The following is a 12,371-nucleotide window of genomic DNA, read 5'->3' as shown; positions in this document are numbered from 1 at the left end:
CAAGCATCGCATTTTTTGTACTGAGTTACGCAACTAAGCTCTGTCCCATCGCCAAGCACGGCATTCAGATTACGGAGCAACAGATGATCGGCTTCACCTCTCTCAAGCGTATTTTGCTGGCCACCGCCACCCTGGGTTTCGCGGTCCACGCCGCTGCGGCGTCGACCCTGACCCTGGATGTCTACAACCCGGGTGAGAAAGCGATCTTCCCGGTTACCTCGGTGCTGGTCAGCGGCGAGAAGGAAGCCATTTTGGTGGACGCGCAGTTCGGCAAGTCCCAGGCCGAACAAGTGGTGGAAAAAATCCGCGCCAGCGGCAAACAACTGACCACCATCTACATCAGCCACGGTGACCCGGATTACTACTTCGGTCTCGACACCCTGACCGCCGCTTTCCCGAACGCCAAAGTGCTGGCTTCGCAACCGACCGTGGATCACATCAAGAAAACCGTCGACGGCAAGCTGGCGTTCTGGGGCCCGAAAATGGGCGCTGATGTGCCTGCCAAGACCCTCGTGCCGGGCGTGCTCAAGGGCGACAGCCTGATGCTCGAAGGACAGAAGTTGCAGGTGGTGGGCCTGGACGGCAAGCAGCCGGATCGCACTTTCGTCTGGATCCCGTCGATCAAGGCCGTGGTCGGTGGCGTGGTCGTCGCTGAAAACATTCATGTGTGGATGGCGGACACCCAGACCGCGCAGTCCCACGCCGATTGGTTGACTACGCTCAAGGCCATCGAAACCCTCAAGCCGAACACCATCGTGCCGGGTCACTACCTGGATGAAAGCAAGCGTTCGCTGGTCGCCGTGCAGTTCACCGCCGATTACATCAAGGCCTTCGACGAAGAAACCGCCAAGGCCAAGGACTCCGCCGCGTTGATCGGCGCGATGAAAAAACGCTTCCCGACACTGGGTGAAGAAAGCTCGCTGGAGCTGAGCGCCAAAGTCGCCAAGGGCGAGATGAAGTGGTAACCCGATTTACCCACCCACTGGAGTGATCGTTCCCACGCTCTGCGTGGGAATGCAGCCCGGGACGCTCTGCGTCCCATCAACTGCCGAACGCGGAGCGTCCGTTGAGGCATTCCCACGCAGAGCGTGGGAACGATCAACGTGGGAACGATCTATCAGGTACAACCAAGCCAACTGGAGAACGTCATGAGCAAGATCGCAATCATTGGTGCCACCGGTCGCGCTGGTAGCCAACTGCTGGAAGAAGCCCTGCGTCGCGGTCACAGCGTCACCGCCATTGCCCGCGACACCTCGAAAATCGCCCCGCGTGCCGGGGTGGTCGCCAGGAATGTCGATGCGCTGGATGCCCAAGCGTTGCAAGCGGCCATCGCCGGCCATGACGTGGTGATCAGTGCGGCGCACTTTGCGACCCTGCCTGCCAGCGCCGTTGTCGGGTCGGTGAAAAAAGCCGGGGTGAAACGTCTGTTGGTGGTTGGCGGCGCGGGTTCGTTGTTGTTGCCGGACGGCACTCGCGTCATCGACAGCAAAGGCTTCCCGGAGGAGTACAAGGCTGAGGCCAGTGCCGGTGCGCAATTCCTGCAAAACCTGCGTGAAGAAAAAGACCTGGACTGGACCTTCCTGTCACCGTCGGCGGAGTTTGTCGAAGGTGAGCGCACAGGAACGTTCCGGATCGGTCAGGATGATTTGCTGGTGAGCAGTGCAGGGCGCAGTTGGATCACGTTTGCCGATTATGCGATTGCGATGCTCGATGAAGTGGAAACACCGAAGCATTCACGTCAGCGGTTCACCGTCGGATATTGAGCTCATGATCGTTCCCACGCTCTGCGTGGGAATGCAGCCCGTGACGCTCCGCGTCACTGGACGCGGAGCGTCCCTTGAGGCATTCCCACGCGGAGCGTGGGAACGATCATCACCGCGCCTGAGCCTGCTCCACCAACCATCCCATTAATTCGCGCAATTTCGGCGAAGGTCCAGGCTTGTCGGGGAATACCAGGTAATACGCCAACCCCGTTTTTACTTTCAATTCAAACGGCATGACCAGCCGCCCGGCGCTCAGGTCATCGCCAATCAACGACCAGTCCCCAATGGCCACGCCCGTCCCCTGGGACGCCATCGACATCGCCAGGTCCAGCGTTTCAAAATGCTGACCCTTGCCGACATTGCTCAAGCGAACATTTGCGCTGGCCAGCCAGGCCTTCCAGTCCCGCTCATCGCGAGTCGGGTGCAGCAGCATGTGCTGTTCCAGATCTTCGGGCGTTTGCAGCGGCACCGGACCTTCGAGCAGTGGTTTGGAACAGACCGGCGTCAGTTGTTCATCAAACAGCCGATGGGAGTCCAGTGAGGTGTCCGGCGGCACGCCATACACCACCGCCGCATCGAACTGCTCGCGATGAAAGTCCACGCCGTGCTTGACCGTGGTGGTCAATTCCACCGGCACGTCCGGACGCTCCCGTTGCCACTGCAACAGGCGCGGCAGCAGCCAGCGCATCACGCAAGTCGGCGCTTTGAGTTGCAGGGTTTCGCGCTTCTCGCCGATCTGCTCCACCGCCTCGTCGATCAGCCCGAAAATCTGCTGCACCCGTGGTAGCCATTCGCGTCCTTCGGCGGTCAGGGTCAGGCCCCTGGCCTGGCGAATGAACAGCTCATAACCCAGGTTTTCTTCCAGCCCGGCGATCTGCCGACTCACTGCGCCTTGGGTGATGTAGAGCTGTTCGGCGGCGCGGGTGAAGTTGCAGCACTGCGCGGTGATCAGAAAAGTGTGCAGCGCCGGCAAGGGAGGCAATCGTTTCATTTGGATCCAAGGTATGACGTAAGGACATGGCTAGTATGACTTTTTATCCATTGTTGCGGCTATGTGTCGCCCGTTCCAATGAGGCCATCCCTGGACCTGCCAACTCATCATAAACACTGCGCAGGCCCGGCGTCTCAAACGAACAAAAAGGGCAATGACATGGCGACGTGCGGCGAAGTATTGGTCAAGTTACTCGAAGATTACGGGGTCGAGCAGGTGTTCGGCATTCCCGGGGTGCATACCGTGGAGCTGTATCGCGGCCTGGCCCGTTCGAGTATCAACCACGTCACTCCGCGTCACGAACAGGGCGCTGGTTTCATGGCCGACGGTTATGCACGCACCAGCGGCAAACCGGGCGTGTGCTTCATCATTACCGGCCCTGGCATGACCAACATCACCACCGCGATGGGCCAGGCTTACGCCGACTCGATCCCGATGCTGGTGATCTCCAGCGTGCAATCGCGCAGCCAGTTGGGTGGCGGTCGCGGCAAGCTGCACGAGCTGCCGAACCAGAGCGCCCTGGTTGGCGGCGTGGCGGCGTTCTCCCACACCCTGATGTCGGCGGCTGAATTGCCGGGCGTGCTGGCCCGCGCGTTTGCGCTGTTCCAGGCCGGTCGTCCGCGCCCGGTGCACATCGAAATTCCGTTGGACGTGCTGGTCGAAGAAGCCGATGACTTGCTCGCCAGCCTTCCGGTGAACATCGACCGTGCCGGTGCCGCGCCGAGCGCCGTTGCCCGCATGACCGAGTTGCTGGCCGGCGCCAAGCGTCCATTGATTCTGGCCGGTGGTGGCGCTATCGACGCCGCCGCCGAGCTGACTGAACTGGCCGAGCTGCTGGATGCGCCAGTGGCCCTGACCATCAATGCCAAAGGCATGCTCGAATCCGGCCACCCATTGCTGATCGGCTCGACCCAAAGCCTGGTCGCAACGCGTGCCTTGGTAGCCGAGGCCGACGTGGTGCTGGCCATCGGCACTGAACTTGCCGAGACCGATTACGACGTGACCTTCGCTGGCGGCTTCGAGATTCCTGGCGTGCTGCTGCGGGTGGACATCGACCCGGACCAGACCGTGCGCAACTACCCGCCGAAAGTCGCCCTGGTGGCGGACTCGCGCAACGCCGCCCAGGCCTTGCTGAGCGAGCTGTCCCATCACTCGCTGGCCGAGCGCCGCAACGATTGGGGCCAGGTTCGCGCCGCCCGTCTGCGCGAAGACCTCGCCGCCACGTGGGATGCCCCGACTTTGGCCCAGACCCGTTTCCTGGAAACCGTGCTGCACGAACTGCCAGACGCGGTCTTCGTCGGTGACTCGACCCAACCGGTTTACACCGGCAACCTGACTTTCAACCCGGAACGCCCGCGTCGCTGGTTCAACTCCTCCACCGGTTACGGCACCCTCGGTTATGCCTTGCCGGCAGCGATTGGTGCCTGGCTCGGTGGCAGCGTCGAGGGCGGTTCGCGTCCTCCAGTGGTGTGCCTGATCGGTGACGGCGGCCTGCAATTCACCTTGCCGGAGCTGGCCAGCGCCGTTGAAGCGCGCACCCCAGTGATCGTGTTGCTGTGGAATAACCAGGGTTACGAAGAGATCAAGAAATACATGGTCAACCGCGCCATCGAGCCGGTGGGCGTGGACATCTACACCCCGGACTTCATTGGTGTCGCCAAGGCGCTGGGCTGTGCAGCCGAAGCGGTCAACACTGTCGAGAAACTGCGCAGCGCATTGCGCCACGCCGCTGATCGTCAGGGCCCGACCCTGATTGAAATCGATCAGACCCAGTGGATGAAGGCGGTGTCGAAATGACTTTGCGCATGACGTTCCCAACGGCCCTCGACGGCCTGTACATCAACGGCCAATGGTCGGCGGGCAGCGAACACCTTCGCGTGATCAACCCGGCGACCGAAGCCCTGCTGACCACCGTCAATGGCGGCGATGAGCGCTCTGTCGAACTCGCCGTCACGGCCGCGACGGACGCCTTTGCCGATTGGTCGAAAACCACCGGCGCCGAGCGTGGCGCGATCCTGCGCAAGATTGCCGCTGGCGTTCAGGCCGGCCGCGAACAACTGATGAACTTGCAGTCGAGCAACAACGGCAAGCCGCTGTTCGAAGCCGCCATCGACGTCGATGACGTGATCGCGACCTTCGAGTATTACGCCGGTCTGGCCGAAGGACTCGATGCCAAACAAGACAGCAACGTCGAGCTGCCTACCGACGACTTCAGCGCTCGCGTGCGTCGTGAACCGTGCGGCGTGGTCGGCCTGATCGTGCCGTGGAATTTCCCGATGGTCACCACGGCGTGGAAACTCGCCCCGGCCCTGGCTGCCGGTTGCTGCGTGGTCCTCAAACCGTCGGAAGTGACGCCGTTACCCGAGCTGCAACTGGCGACCATCATCGCCGAGGCCGGTCTGCCCAAGGGCGTGTTCAACCTGGTCTGCGGCACGGGCCTGGCGGTCGGTGCGCCGATGTCGGCGGACCCGCGCATCGCCAAGATTTCCTTCACCGGCAGCAATGCGGTCGGCGTACAGGTCATGCAGCGCGCGGCTGAAACCGTCAAAGGCGTGAGCCTGGAACTGGGCGGTAAATCCTCGCTGCTGGTGCTCAAGGATGCCGACCTCGATCTGGCCGTGGACGTGGCCAGCGGCGGCGGGTTCTTCAACGCCGGGCAAATGTGCTCCGCCACCAGCCGCGTGTTGGTTGCTGATGAACTGGCGGATGAATTTTTATCGAAGCTGAAAAACCGCGCTGAAGCCATTCGCGTCGCAGACCCGTTCGACCCGGACGTGGAAATGGGCGCGCTGGTCAATCAGGCCCAATACCAGCGTGTACTCGGTCACATCGATCGTGGTTTGAGCGCCGGCGCGACGCTGGTGTGCGGCGGCAATCGCCCCGCAAACCTGCCGCGCGGATATTTTTTGCAGCCGACAATTTTCACCGACGTGCCCCAGGGCAGTGCGTTGTGGTGTGAAGAGATTTTCGGCCCGGTGATCTGCGTGCGCAGTTTTGCCAGCGAAGCCGAGGCGATTGCCCTGGCCAACGACAGCCAGTTCGGTCTGGTCGCCAGCGTGGTGACCCGTGACGCCGAGGCGGCGGATCGGGTCGCCAATGCTTTGCAGGCGGGGCTGGTGTGGATCAACGCACCGCAAGTGATCTTCCCGCAGACCGCCTGGGGTGGCTACAAGCAGAGCAGCATCGGCCGCGAATTGGGGCCGTGGGGCTTGCAGGCTTTCCAGGAAATCAAACACGTGATTCGCGCCGTCTGATGGCACGAAAAAGGTGAGCGCATGCCTCCATACGAGGCATGCGTTGGCGTCATGGCTTCAATGAATTTTTATCGATAGTCAGGTGTTTTGCACGACCTCAGGATGAAGCGGTCGGCTCAGCTCAAGCCCTTTGAAACCGGGGGTTTAAGCGGATCCGATCGCGCGGATGCAACGGTTGCGACCAACCTCATACTTAAAAAAACAAAGGGAGTCCTTCATGGGCGAGCATGATCTAAACAGACGTCAATTCATCAAGACCGTAGGCGTAGCCTCGGTCGCAGCGGCGGCCATGAGCATGCCGTTCATCAAGGCCAATGCCAGCGACACGCGCTTTCAGGGCAAAACCCTGCGGTTGCTGACCTGGTCCGATGACACCGGCCTCGCGGCACTGCGCAACATTGCCGCGACCTTCGAAGACAAATACGGCTGCAAGGTCATCGCTGACCGCACCGGCAGCACCTCGGAAATGGTCGCCAAGCTCAAGGCTGGCGGTGATCGTCCGCAGTACGACGTCATCACTTTGGCTGGCGTCGGCGCCGAAGGCCTGGCGGCGGCCAACCTGCTGGAAAAACCCGATCTCAACCGCATTCCCAACCTGGTCGACGTGCCGGAGAAATACCGCACCGGCGCCAATGGCCACGGTATCGGTTACCTGCTCTGGTGCAACAGCCTGGTCTACAGCACCCGCACCCTCAAGGAAGCGCCGGACAGCTACGCGTCGCTGTGGGATCCGGAGTTGGCGCCGAACATCTTCCTGCCGCCGCCGAACTGGACCGAAGCGATGGACCTGATCATCATCGCCGCCAAACTGGCCGGTGGTGACGAGCACAACATCGAGCCTGGCTTCAAGAAACTCGCCGAGCTGAAAAGTCGCGTGGTCACCCTGGGTGAAAACCCGAACCAGATCGCCGAGCTGTTCCGCACCGGTTCCCTGGACATGGGCGGCCTGTACGCACCGGCGTTCTTCCCGAAACAGATTCGCGACCCGGCCTACGGCCTGAGTGCAACATTTGGCATGAAGGAAGGTTTCTACACCGACTTGATGCAATCGGTGATGCCGAAAAACCGACCGGGCGACACCGACATGGCGTACGCCTTCATCAACCACTCTCTGGACCCGCTGGTACAGGGCAAGATGGCTGAAGACATCTACAACGGCCCGGTCAACTCCAAGGCGATCATCTCCGCCGAAGCGCGCAAGAGCCCGTACATCCTCACGCCAGAGCAGATTGCCGAGAAGGCGATCATGCACGACAACGCCTTCCTGGCCACCGTGCATGACCAATGGATTCGTCGCTACACGGAAATCTTTTCTTCCTGATCGAGTGACGAGCGCAAGTCTTTAGAACACTGCCCCCCATGTGGGAGCGGGCTTGCTCGCGAATGCGTCGGTACATCCAACATGGATGTGACTGACACTTCGCTTTCGCGAGCAAGCCCGCTCCCACAGGGTTCGCGATGGTTTTGAGACTTGTGTTTTGTCAGCTGCTTTCCATTGACGAGACCCTTGCTATGGAACACCAACCTCTGACTCATCCGGTCGCCGCCGCTGCATCGCGCACCAATCGGGGTGTTTCGCCGACGACGCGCGCCTGGTTTTTCCTCTCGCCGTCGATGCTGTTTCTGGGCGTGCTGATTGCCGCCAGCCTGCTGGTCTTGCGCATGAGCGTGGGCACCAAAGGCGCGGAATGGACCGGGTTCAGCCTGGCCAGTTATGCCCAATTGCTGGAACCGTATTACCTCAAATCCTTGCTGCTGACCCTGCGCCTGGCGCTGATCAGCGCAGTGATCGCGGTCATCCTGGCGATTCCGGTGGCCTACACCATGTCGCGCCTGACCTCACCGTTTGTGCGACGGATTTTCCTTGCCGCCGTGTTGCTGCCCCTGCTGGTCAACCTGTTGCTGCAAAGCTACGGCTGGCTGGTGATTCTCGGTCCTGGCGGCATGCTCAATCAGGCGCTGATGGGCCTGGGCCTGATCAAGCGGCCGATCATGCTGCTCTACAACCAGAACGGCGTCTTGATGGGCCTGGTGCAAACCGCGTTCCCATTGGCCGTGCTGCCGATTGCCAGCGCCATGCGCGGCGTCGCCCGTACCTATGAAGAAGCCGCTGCGACCCTGGGCGCCAGTCGCTTCCAGGTGTTTCGCCAAGTGGTGTTGCCGATGAGCATGCCGGGGATCATCACCGGTGCGACGTTGGTGTTTGCCTACAACGCCAGCAGCTTCGTGGTGCCTTTGCTGCTCGGTGGCCGTCGCGTGCCGATGCTGGCGGTGATGGTGCACGACCAGATCGCCCCGCTGATGAACTGGCCCGCCGCGTCCGCTGCCGGTGTGGTGTTGATTGTCACCACGCTCGCGATCATGACCTTGTCCGAATTCATCACTGGCCGTCGTCGGCGCATGCTGGAGGCTTCCCAATGAGCACCCTGACCAAGAAACGTTATGGGCTGCTGCCCGGCGAGACCGGCAAGTTTGCCGGCATCCTTTCGGGCTTCATCCTGCTGCTGGCGGTGTTGCCGATCCTGACCATGATCGTGATGTCGTTCAGCGGTGCGTCGAACCTCGACTTCCCGCCGAGCAGCTACAGCCTGCAATGGTACAAAGCCGCCTGGCACACGTTCGTGTCGCCCGATTCCAGCGATGTGCTGAGCCTGGGCAAAGCCATGACCACCAGCCTGATGGTGGCGTGCCTGACCATGGTTTTCGCGACGATTGTGGCGGTGCCAGCGGCGTACGCGCTGACCCGTTGCGAGTTCCGCGGCAAAGCCGTGGCGCTGCAATTGATGTCGCTGCCACTGGTGTTTCCGATGGTGGTGTTGGGGCTGGCGCTGCTGTTGGTGTTCGACAGCCTGCCATTCCAGATCACCACCTCACGGCTGGTGATCGCCCATGTGATTCTGGCCTTGCCGTTCGTGGTGAAGAACTGCACCGCCGCCATGCTTTCCATCGGCAGCGAAGTCGAGGAGGCCGCGCAAATGCTCGGCGCTTCACCGCTGCGCGCGATCGTCGATGTGGTGGTGCCGTTGATGAAGTCGGGGATCCTGGCGGGCATGCTGCTTGCGTTCATCGTCTCGTTCAACGAATTCACCGTGACCTATTTCCTCTACACCATCGACGTCATGACCGTGCCGATCTGGATGTACAGCCGCACCGTGTCATCGCTCGACCCAACCGTATTTTCGTTTGCCGTGCTGATCGTGCTGATCGACTTCGTGCTCATTTGGGCGCTGGAAAAGTTGGTTGGCGAAGGCGGCGTTTCGTTCTGATTTCTTGAGGTGATTCAAATGACTGGTCTGATTCTGGAAAACGTCGAGAAACATTACGGCTCGGCCTGCGCGGTAAAGGATGTGAACCTGCATTTGCCGGAAGGCAAACTGGTGTGTTTCCTCGGCCCGTCGGGCTGCGGTAAAACCACTTTGCTGCGCATGATCGCCGGGCTTGAAACCCTGAGCGGCGGCGAGATTCGCCTGGACGGTGAAGACATTGGCCACACACCGGCGCATCAGCGCAATTTCGGCATGGTGTTTCAATCCCTGGCGCTGTTTCCGCACATGACGGTGGGCGAGAACATCGCCTATCCGCTGAAACTGCGTGGCGTCAGCAAGGCTGATCAGCAGGCGCGAGTGGTGGAATTGCTGGAGCTGATTCAGCTGAGCGAGATGATTGATCGCCCGGTGGCGAAGCTGTCTGGCGGTCAACGCCAACGCGTGGCGATTGCCCGGGCGATTGCCAACCACCCGAAAATCCTTCTGCTGGACGAACCGCTGTCGGCGTTGGACGCCAAGCTGCGTGAGTCGATGCAGGTGGAAATCCGTCAACTGCAACAGCGCCTGAACATCACCACGATCATGGTGACCCACGATCAACGTGAAGCCATGACCATGGCCGATATCGTCGTGGTACTGGGCGAGCATCGGGTGCAGCAAGTCGGTTCGCCGATTGAGATCTACCGGCACCCGGCCAACGAATTTGTCGCGGACTTTATCGGCTCCGGCAACATCTTCCCGGCCACCGCGCTGGGCAACGGCAAAGTCGGCTTGCCTGGTGGCGATGCGCTGGAAGTGCCGATCTGCAGCAGCATTGTGGTCGGTGAGAAAGTGAAGATGCTGATCCGCCCTGAAGACCTGCAACTGTCGCACCCGCAGGCAACGGCGGGTAACCGGTTGCTGGGCAAGGTGACGTTTGTGCGCGATATCGGCGCGACGATTGAAACGACGGTGGAGTGTTCCGGGGTGTCGTTTACGGCGTTGAGCACGCCGTGCCAGGGGTTCGGGTTGAGCATTGGCAACCCGGTGTCGGTGACGTTGCCGGCCGAGGCTTGCCGGGTGCTCGGAGCCTGACTCTAGAGGTTGGCTGGATTTACTGGCCCCATCGCGGGCAAGCCCGCTCCCACATTGGATCTATGTACACCAAACCCTGTGGGAGCGGGCTTGCTCGCGATAGCGCCGGCAAAATCACCGCAAGAATCCGATCAGACTGATAGCCGCAACCGCGCCAAATCCCGCAACGGGGGCGCGCCGAACAACCGGCTGTACTCACGGCTGAATTGCGAAGGGCTTTCATACCCCACCCGATACCCCGCCGCCGATGCCTCCAACCCCTCCGCCAGCATCAACCGCCGGGCTTCCTGCAACCGCAGCTGCTTCTGATATTGCAGCGGGCTCATCGCCGTCATCGCCTTGAACCGGTGATGCAACGTCGACACGCTCAGGTTCACTTCCTTCGCCAGATCATCGATGCGCAAGGGTTGCTCATAGTTGCCGTTGAGCCACTTGATCGCCTGGCTGATGCGATGGCTCTGGCTATTGGCGATGGCAATCTCATAGAGCCGGTGGCCCTGCTGACTGCGCAACAGCCGATAAAGAATCTCCCTTCGAATCAGCGGCGCGAGCATGGCGATGTCTTTCGGGGTATCGAGCAAACGGGTCAGGCGCAGCACGGCGTCGAGCATCGCGGAGTCGATCTGTTCGACATACAAGCCGCGCCCCGTGGGACGTGTGGGGACGCCGAGAGGGCCGGCGTCGGCAATCAGCGCGGTAATCTCTGCCGGGTCGATGTCCAGCCGCACGGCGAGGATCGGCTCTTCAGAGGTGACATTCACCACTCGTCCGCTCAAGGGCATCGAGACGGACACCACCAGATAATTCAGCGGATCGTAATTGAAGTATTCGTCAGCCAGCCGGACCTCTTTGCGGCCCTGCGCCATGATGCACAATGCCGGTTGCGCCAACACCGGGGCAAAGTCATGGGACTTGCTGTGTTTGGACATGAACAGAGAGCCGATGGCAGTCGCATAATTGCCATCCTCCATCGTGTTGCGACGGATGATCGCGGCCAGTTCTGCTCGCTGTTTCTCCATGTCCGCATCCAGCGGGGCTTGAAAGTGATCGAGCGACGACATGCAAGGCATCCTCTGCTGAGCATTGGTAATGGGCTGAGCTTAAGTTTGTGCAAGGACCGGCGGTAGACACATCCTGCCTCAACCTTGCCTGATTCTGCACGGAGTTAATAAACGGCGCCTCTATGGCTACATAACTTCGGGGAAACTTGCTTGAATGCCGTGTTCCGGTGATATGAACGCATTTACAGGTAGATACAGGTTGTTTGAGACGCCGCGCAGAATTGTGCAAGACGGCGGCAGGAATCGACTAACTGCGCTTCAACCCGCGCGTTTAACCTTGGATCCTGTCGCAGCCCGTCCCACGGCTGCAACCGGACTACCTGGGAGGGTTGAACATGTCTACGCAGATCCCCGTCAGTCATATGGCTTTTGTCCGTGCCCGCGCCGGGCGTTCGGCGGAACTCGGTGCGCGCTTGAGCGCCCTGATCGAGCCGTCACGCAGCGCGCCGGGCTGCCTGAGCTTTGCCCTGCAGCATTCGCAATGTGATCCGCAGTTGTGGCTGGTGTCCGGTTTCTGGACGAATCAGCAGGCAATGACCGCGTACTTCGGCACCCCGGCCATGGAAGTTTTCGCCCGGTTGGTGCAGGACCTGGTCGTCAACAGCCTGGATTTTCACACCTTCAAGGACGTGTCGGCCGCCCAGGCGCAGGGCCAGTCCGAGTCATGGGTACACAAAATGGCGGGTTGAGGGTTTAATGGTGCAACTCTCAATTAACCAGGATTCGCGACATGGCACGCAAAGCCTTTGATCATTTTGAAGCTGTATCCGCTGTAGTACCGGGCGAGGGTGGTTATCACGCCGCGATCGCCGTCAAAGCCATTGGTGGCTCGGGTGCGCCGCGCTTTCACAAAGTGCTTGAGGGGCAAATCTTCAAAACGGCAAACGAGGCCGACCTCGCTGCCGCCAAAGAGCTGACCCGCCTCAAGGACGTCAAAGAAGACGCCGACTTGCTCTGGTAAG

At 60.8% G+C, this 12,371-nt stretch carries 12 protein-coding genes; 10 read left to right on the top strand and 2 right to left on the bottom strand.

Going from position 1 to position 12,371, the window contains the following annotated elements:
- Positions 1–83: 83 nt before the first annotated feature.
- Together HNR03_RS10460 and HNR03_RS10455 are read left to right on the top strand one after the other, a co-directional pair.
- Entirely contained in the window at positions 84–965 is an 882-nt protein-coding gene (locus tag HNR03_RS10460) for an MBL fold metallo-hydrolase (protein ID WP_259153297.1), read from the top strand.
- A 183-nt stretch (positions 966–1,148) separates the two neighbouring features.
- Positions 1,149–1,763 (top strand): NAD(P)-dependent oxidoreductase, encoded by a 615-nt coding sequence (locus HNR03_RS10455; RefSeq protein ID WP_259153296.1) that lies wholly within the window; start codon positions 1,149–1,151, stop codon positions 1,761–1,763.
- A 109-nt stretch (positions 1,764–1,872) separates the two neighbouring features.
- On the opposite strand, the gene HNR03_RS10450 is transcribed toward HNR03_RS10455, so the two are convergent.
- Complete coding sequence (locus HNR03_RS10450) at positions 1,873–2,754, bottom strand: LysR substrate-binding domain-containing protein (protein WP_259153295.1); 882 nt, start codon at positions 2,752–2,754, stop codon at positions 1,873–1,875.
- A 159-nt stretch (positions 2,755–2,913) separates the two neighbouring features.
- Here HNR03_RS10450 and HNR03_RS10445 point away from each other — a divergent pair, with 159 nt between their 5' ends.
- The 6 genes from HNR03_RS10445 (at position 2,914) to HNR03_RS10420 (ending at position 10,348) form a co-directional block, all read left to right on the top strand.
- Positions 2,914–4,551: a 5-guanidino-2-oxopentanoate decarboxylase gene (locus HNR03_RS10445; protein ID WP_259153294.1), complete on the top strand. Its 1,638-nt coding sequence runs from the start codon at positions 2,914–2,916 to the stop codon at positions 4,549–4,551.
- Positions 4,552–4,559: 8 nt separating this feature from the next.
- Positions 4,560–6,008, top strand: coding sequence for an aldehyde dehydrogenase family protein (locus HNR03_RS10440; protein WP_259153293.1), 1,449 nt, complete (start codon positions 4,560–4,562; stop codon positions 6,006–6,008).
- A gap of 217 nt (positions 6,009–6,225) precedes the next feature.
- On the top strand, positions 6,226–7,329 hold the full coding sequence (locus HNR03_RS10435) for an ABC transporter substrate-binding protein (RefSeq protein ID WP_222588214.1): 1,104 nt from the start codon (positions 6,226–6,228) through the stop codon (positions 7,327–7,329).
- A gap of 191 nt (positions 7,330–7,520) precedes the next feature.
- The gene (locus tag HNR03_RS10430; RefSeq protein ID WP_090187571.1) at positions 7,521–8,429 is read left to right on the top strand and encodes an ABC transporter permease; all 909 of its coding nucleotides are present in this window, start codon (positions 7,521–7,523) and stop codon (positions 8,427–8,429) included.
- Positions 8,426–9,274 (top strand): ABC transporter permease, encoded by an 849-nt coding sequence (locus tag HNR03_RS10425; protein ID WP_090187568.1) that lies wholly within the window; start codon positions 8,426–8,428, stop codon positions 9,272–9,274. Before HNR03_RS10430 ends, HNR03_RS10425 begins: the two co-directional genes overlap by 4 nt.
- Positions 9,275–9,292: 18 nt before the next feature.
- Positions 9,293–10,348 carry an ABC transporter ATP-binding protein gene (locus tag HNR03_RS10420; protein WP_090187566.1) on the top strand — a complete coding sequence of 352 codons (1,056 nt, stop codon included), beginning with the start codon at positions 9,293–9,295 and terminating at the stop codon, positions 10,346–10,348.
- A 131-nt stretch (positions 10,349–10,479) separates the two neighbouring features.
- Here the strand turns inward: HNR03_RS10420 and HNR03_RS10415 are convergent, their stop codons facing one another.
- Positions 10,480–11,409, bottom strand: coding sequence for an AraC family transcriptional regulator (locus tag HNR03_RS10415; RefSeq protein WP_222588212.1), 930 nt, complete (start codon positions 11,407–11,409; stop codon positions 10,480–10,482).
- 335 nt (positions 11,410–11,744) lie between these two features.
- Here HNR03_RS10415 and HNR03_RS10410 point away from each other — a divergent pair, with 335 nt between their 5' ends.
- Positions 11,745–12,098 (top strand): putative quinol monooxygenase, encoded by a 354-nt coding sequence (locus tag HNR03_RS10410; protein ID WP_259153291.1) that lies wholly within the window; start codon positions 11,745–11,747, stop codon positions 12,096–12,098.
- 41 nt (positions 12,099–12,139) lie between these two features.
- Positions 12,140–12,370 (top strand): hypothetical protein, encoded by a 231-nt coding sequence (locus HNR03_RS10405; protein ID WP_259153289.1) that lies wholly within the window; start codon positions 12,140–12,142, stop codon positions 12,368–12,370.
- The last annotated feature ends 1 nt before the right edge of the window (position 12,371 follow it).

Source organism: Pseudomonas sp. JAI111 (assembly GCF_024809425.1).
GTDB lineage: Bacteria > Pseudomonadota > Gammaproteobacteria > Pseudomonadales > Pseudomonadaceae > Aquipseudomonas.
This window is presented reverse-complemented; position numbering and strand designations above follow the sequence as displayed.

What these genes read in the sequence shown, in the direction of transcription:
- HNR03_RS10450 (WP_259153295.1), bottom strand. Translation starts at nt 2,754, where the DNA reads ATGAAACGATTGCCTCCCTTGCCGGCGCTGCACACTTTTCTGATCACC.
- HNR03_RS10430 (WP_090187571.1), top strand. Translation starts at nt 7,521, where the DNA reads ATGGAACACCAACCTCTGACTCATCCGGTCGCCGCCGCTGCATCGCGC.
- HNR03_RS10440 (WP_259153293.1), top strand. Translation starts at nt 4,560, where the DNA reads ATGACGTTCCCAACGGCCCTCGACGGCCTGTACATCAACGGCCAATGG.
- HNR03_RS10410 (WP_259153291.1), top strand. Translation starts at nt 11,745, where the DNA reads ATGTCTACGCAGATCCCCGTCAGTCATATGGCTTTTGTCCGTGCCCGC.
- HNR03_RS10445 (WP_259153294.1), top strand. Translation starts at nt 2,914, where the DNA reads ATGGCGACGTGCGGCGAAGTATTGGTCAAGTTACTCGAAGATTACGGG.
- HNR03_RS10455 (WP_259153296.1), top strand. Translation starts at nt 1,149, where the DNA reads ATGAGCAAGATCGCAATCATTGGTGCCACCGGTCGCGCTGGTAGCCAA.
- HNR03_RS10420 (WP_090187566.1), top strand. Translation starts at nt 9,293, where the DNA reads ATGACTGGTCTGATTCTGGAAAACGTCGAGAAACATTACGGCTCGGCC.
- HNR03_RS10405 (WP_259153289.1), top strand. Translation starts at nt 12,140, where the DNA reads ATGGCACGCAAAGCCTTTGATCATTTTGAAGCTGTATCCGCTGTAGTA.
- HNR03_RS10435 (WP_222588214.1), top strand. Translation starts at nt 6,226, where the DNA reads ATGGGCGAGCATGATCTAAACAGACGTCAATTCATCAAGACCGTAGGC.
- HNR03_RS10460 (WP_259153297.1), top strand. Translation starts at nt 84, where the DNA reads ATGATCGGCTTCACCTCTCTCAAGCGTATTTTGCTGGCCACCGCCACC.
- HNR03_RS10415 (WP_222588212.1), bottom strand. Translation starts at nt 11,409, where the DNA reads ATGTCGTCGCTCGATCACTTTCAAGCCCCGCTGGATGCGGACATGGAG.
- HNR03_RS10425 (WP_090187568.1), top strand. Translation starts at nt 8,426, where the DNA reads ATGAGCACCCTGACCAAGAAACGTTATGGGCTGCTGCCCGGCGAGACC.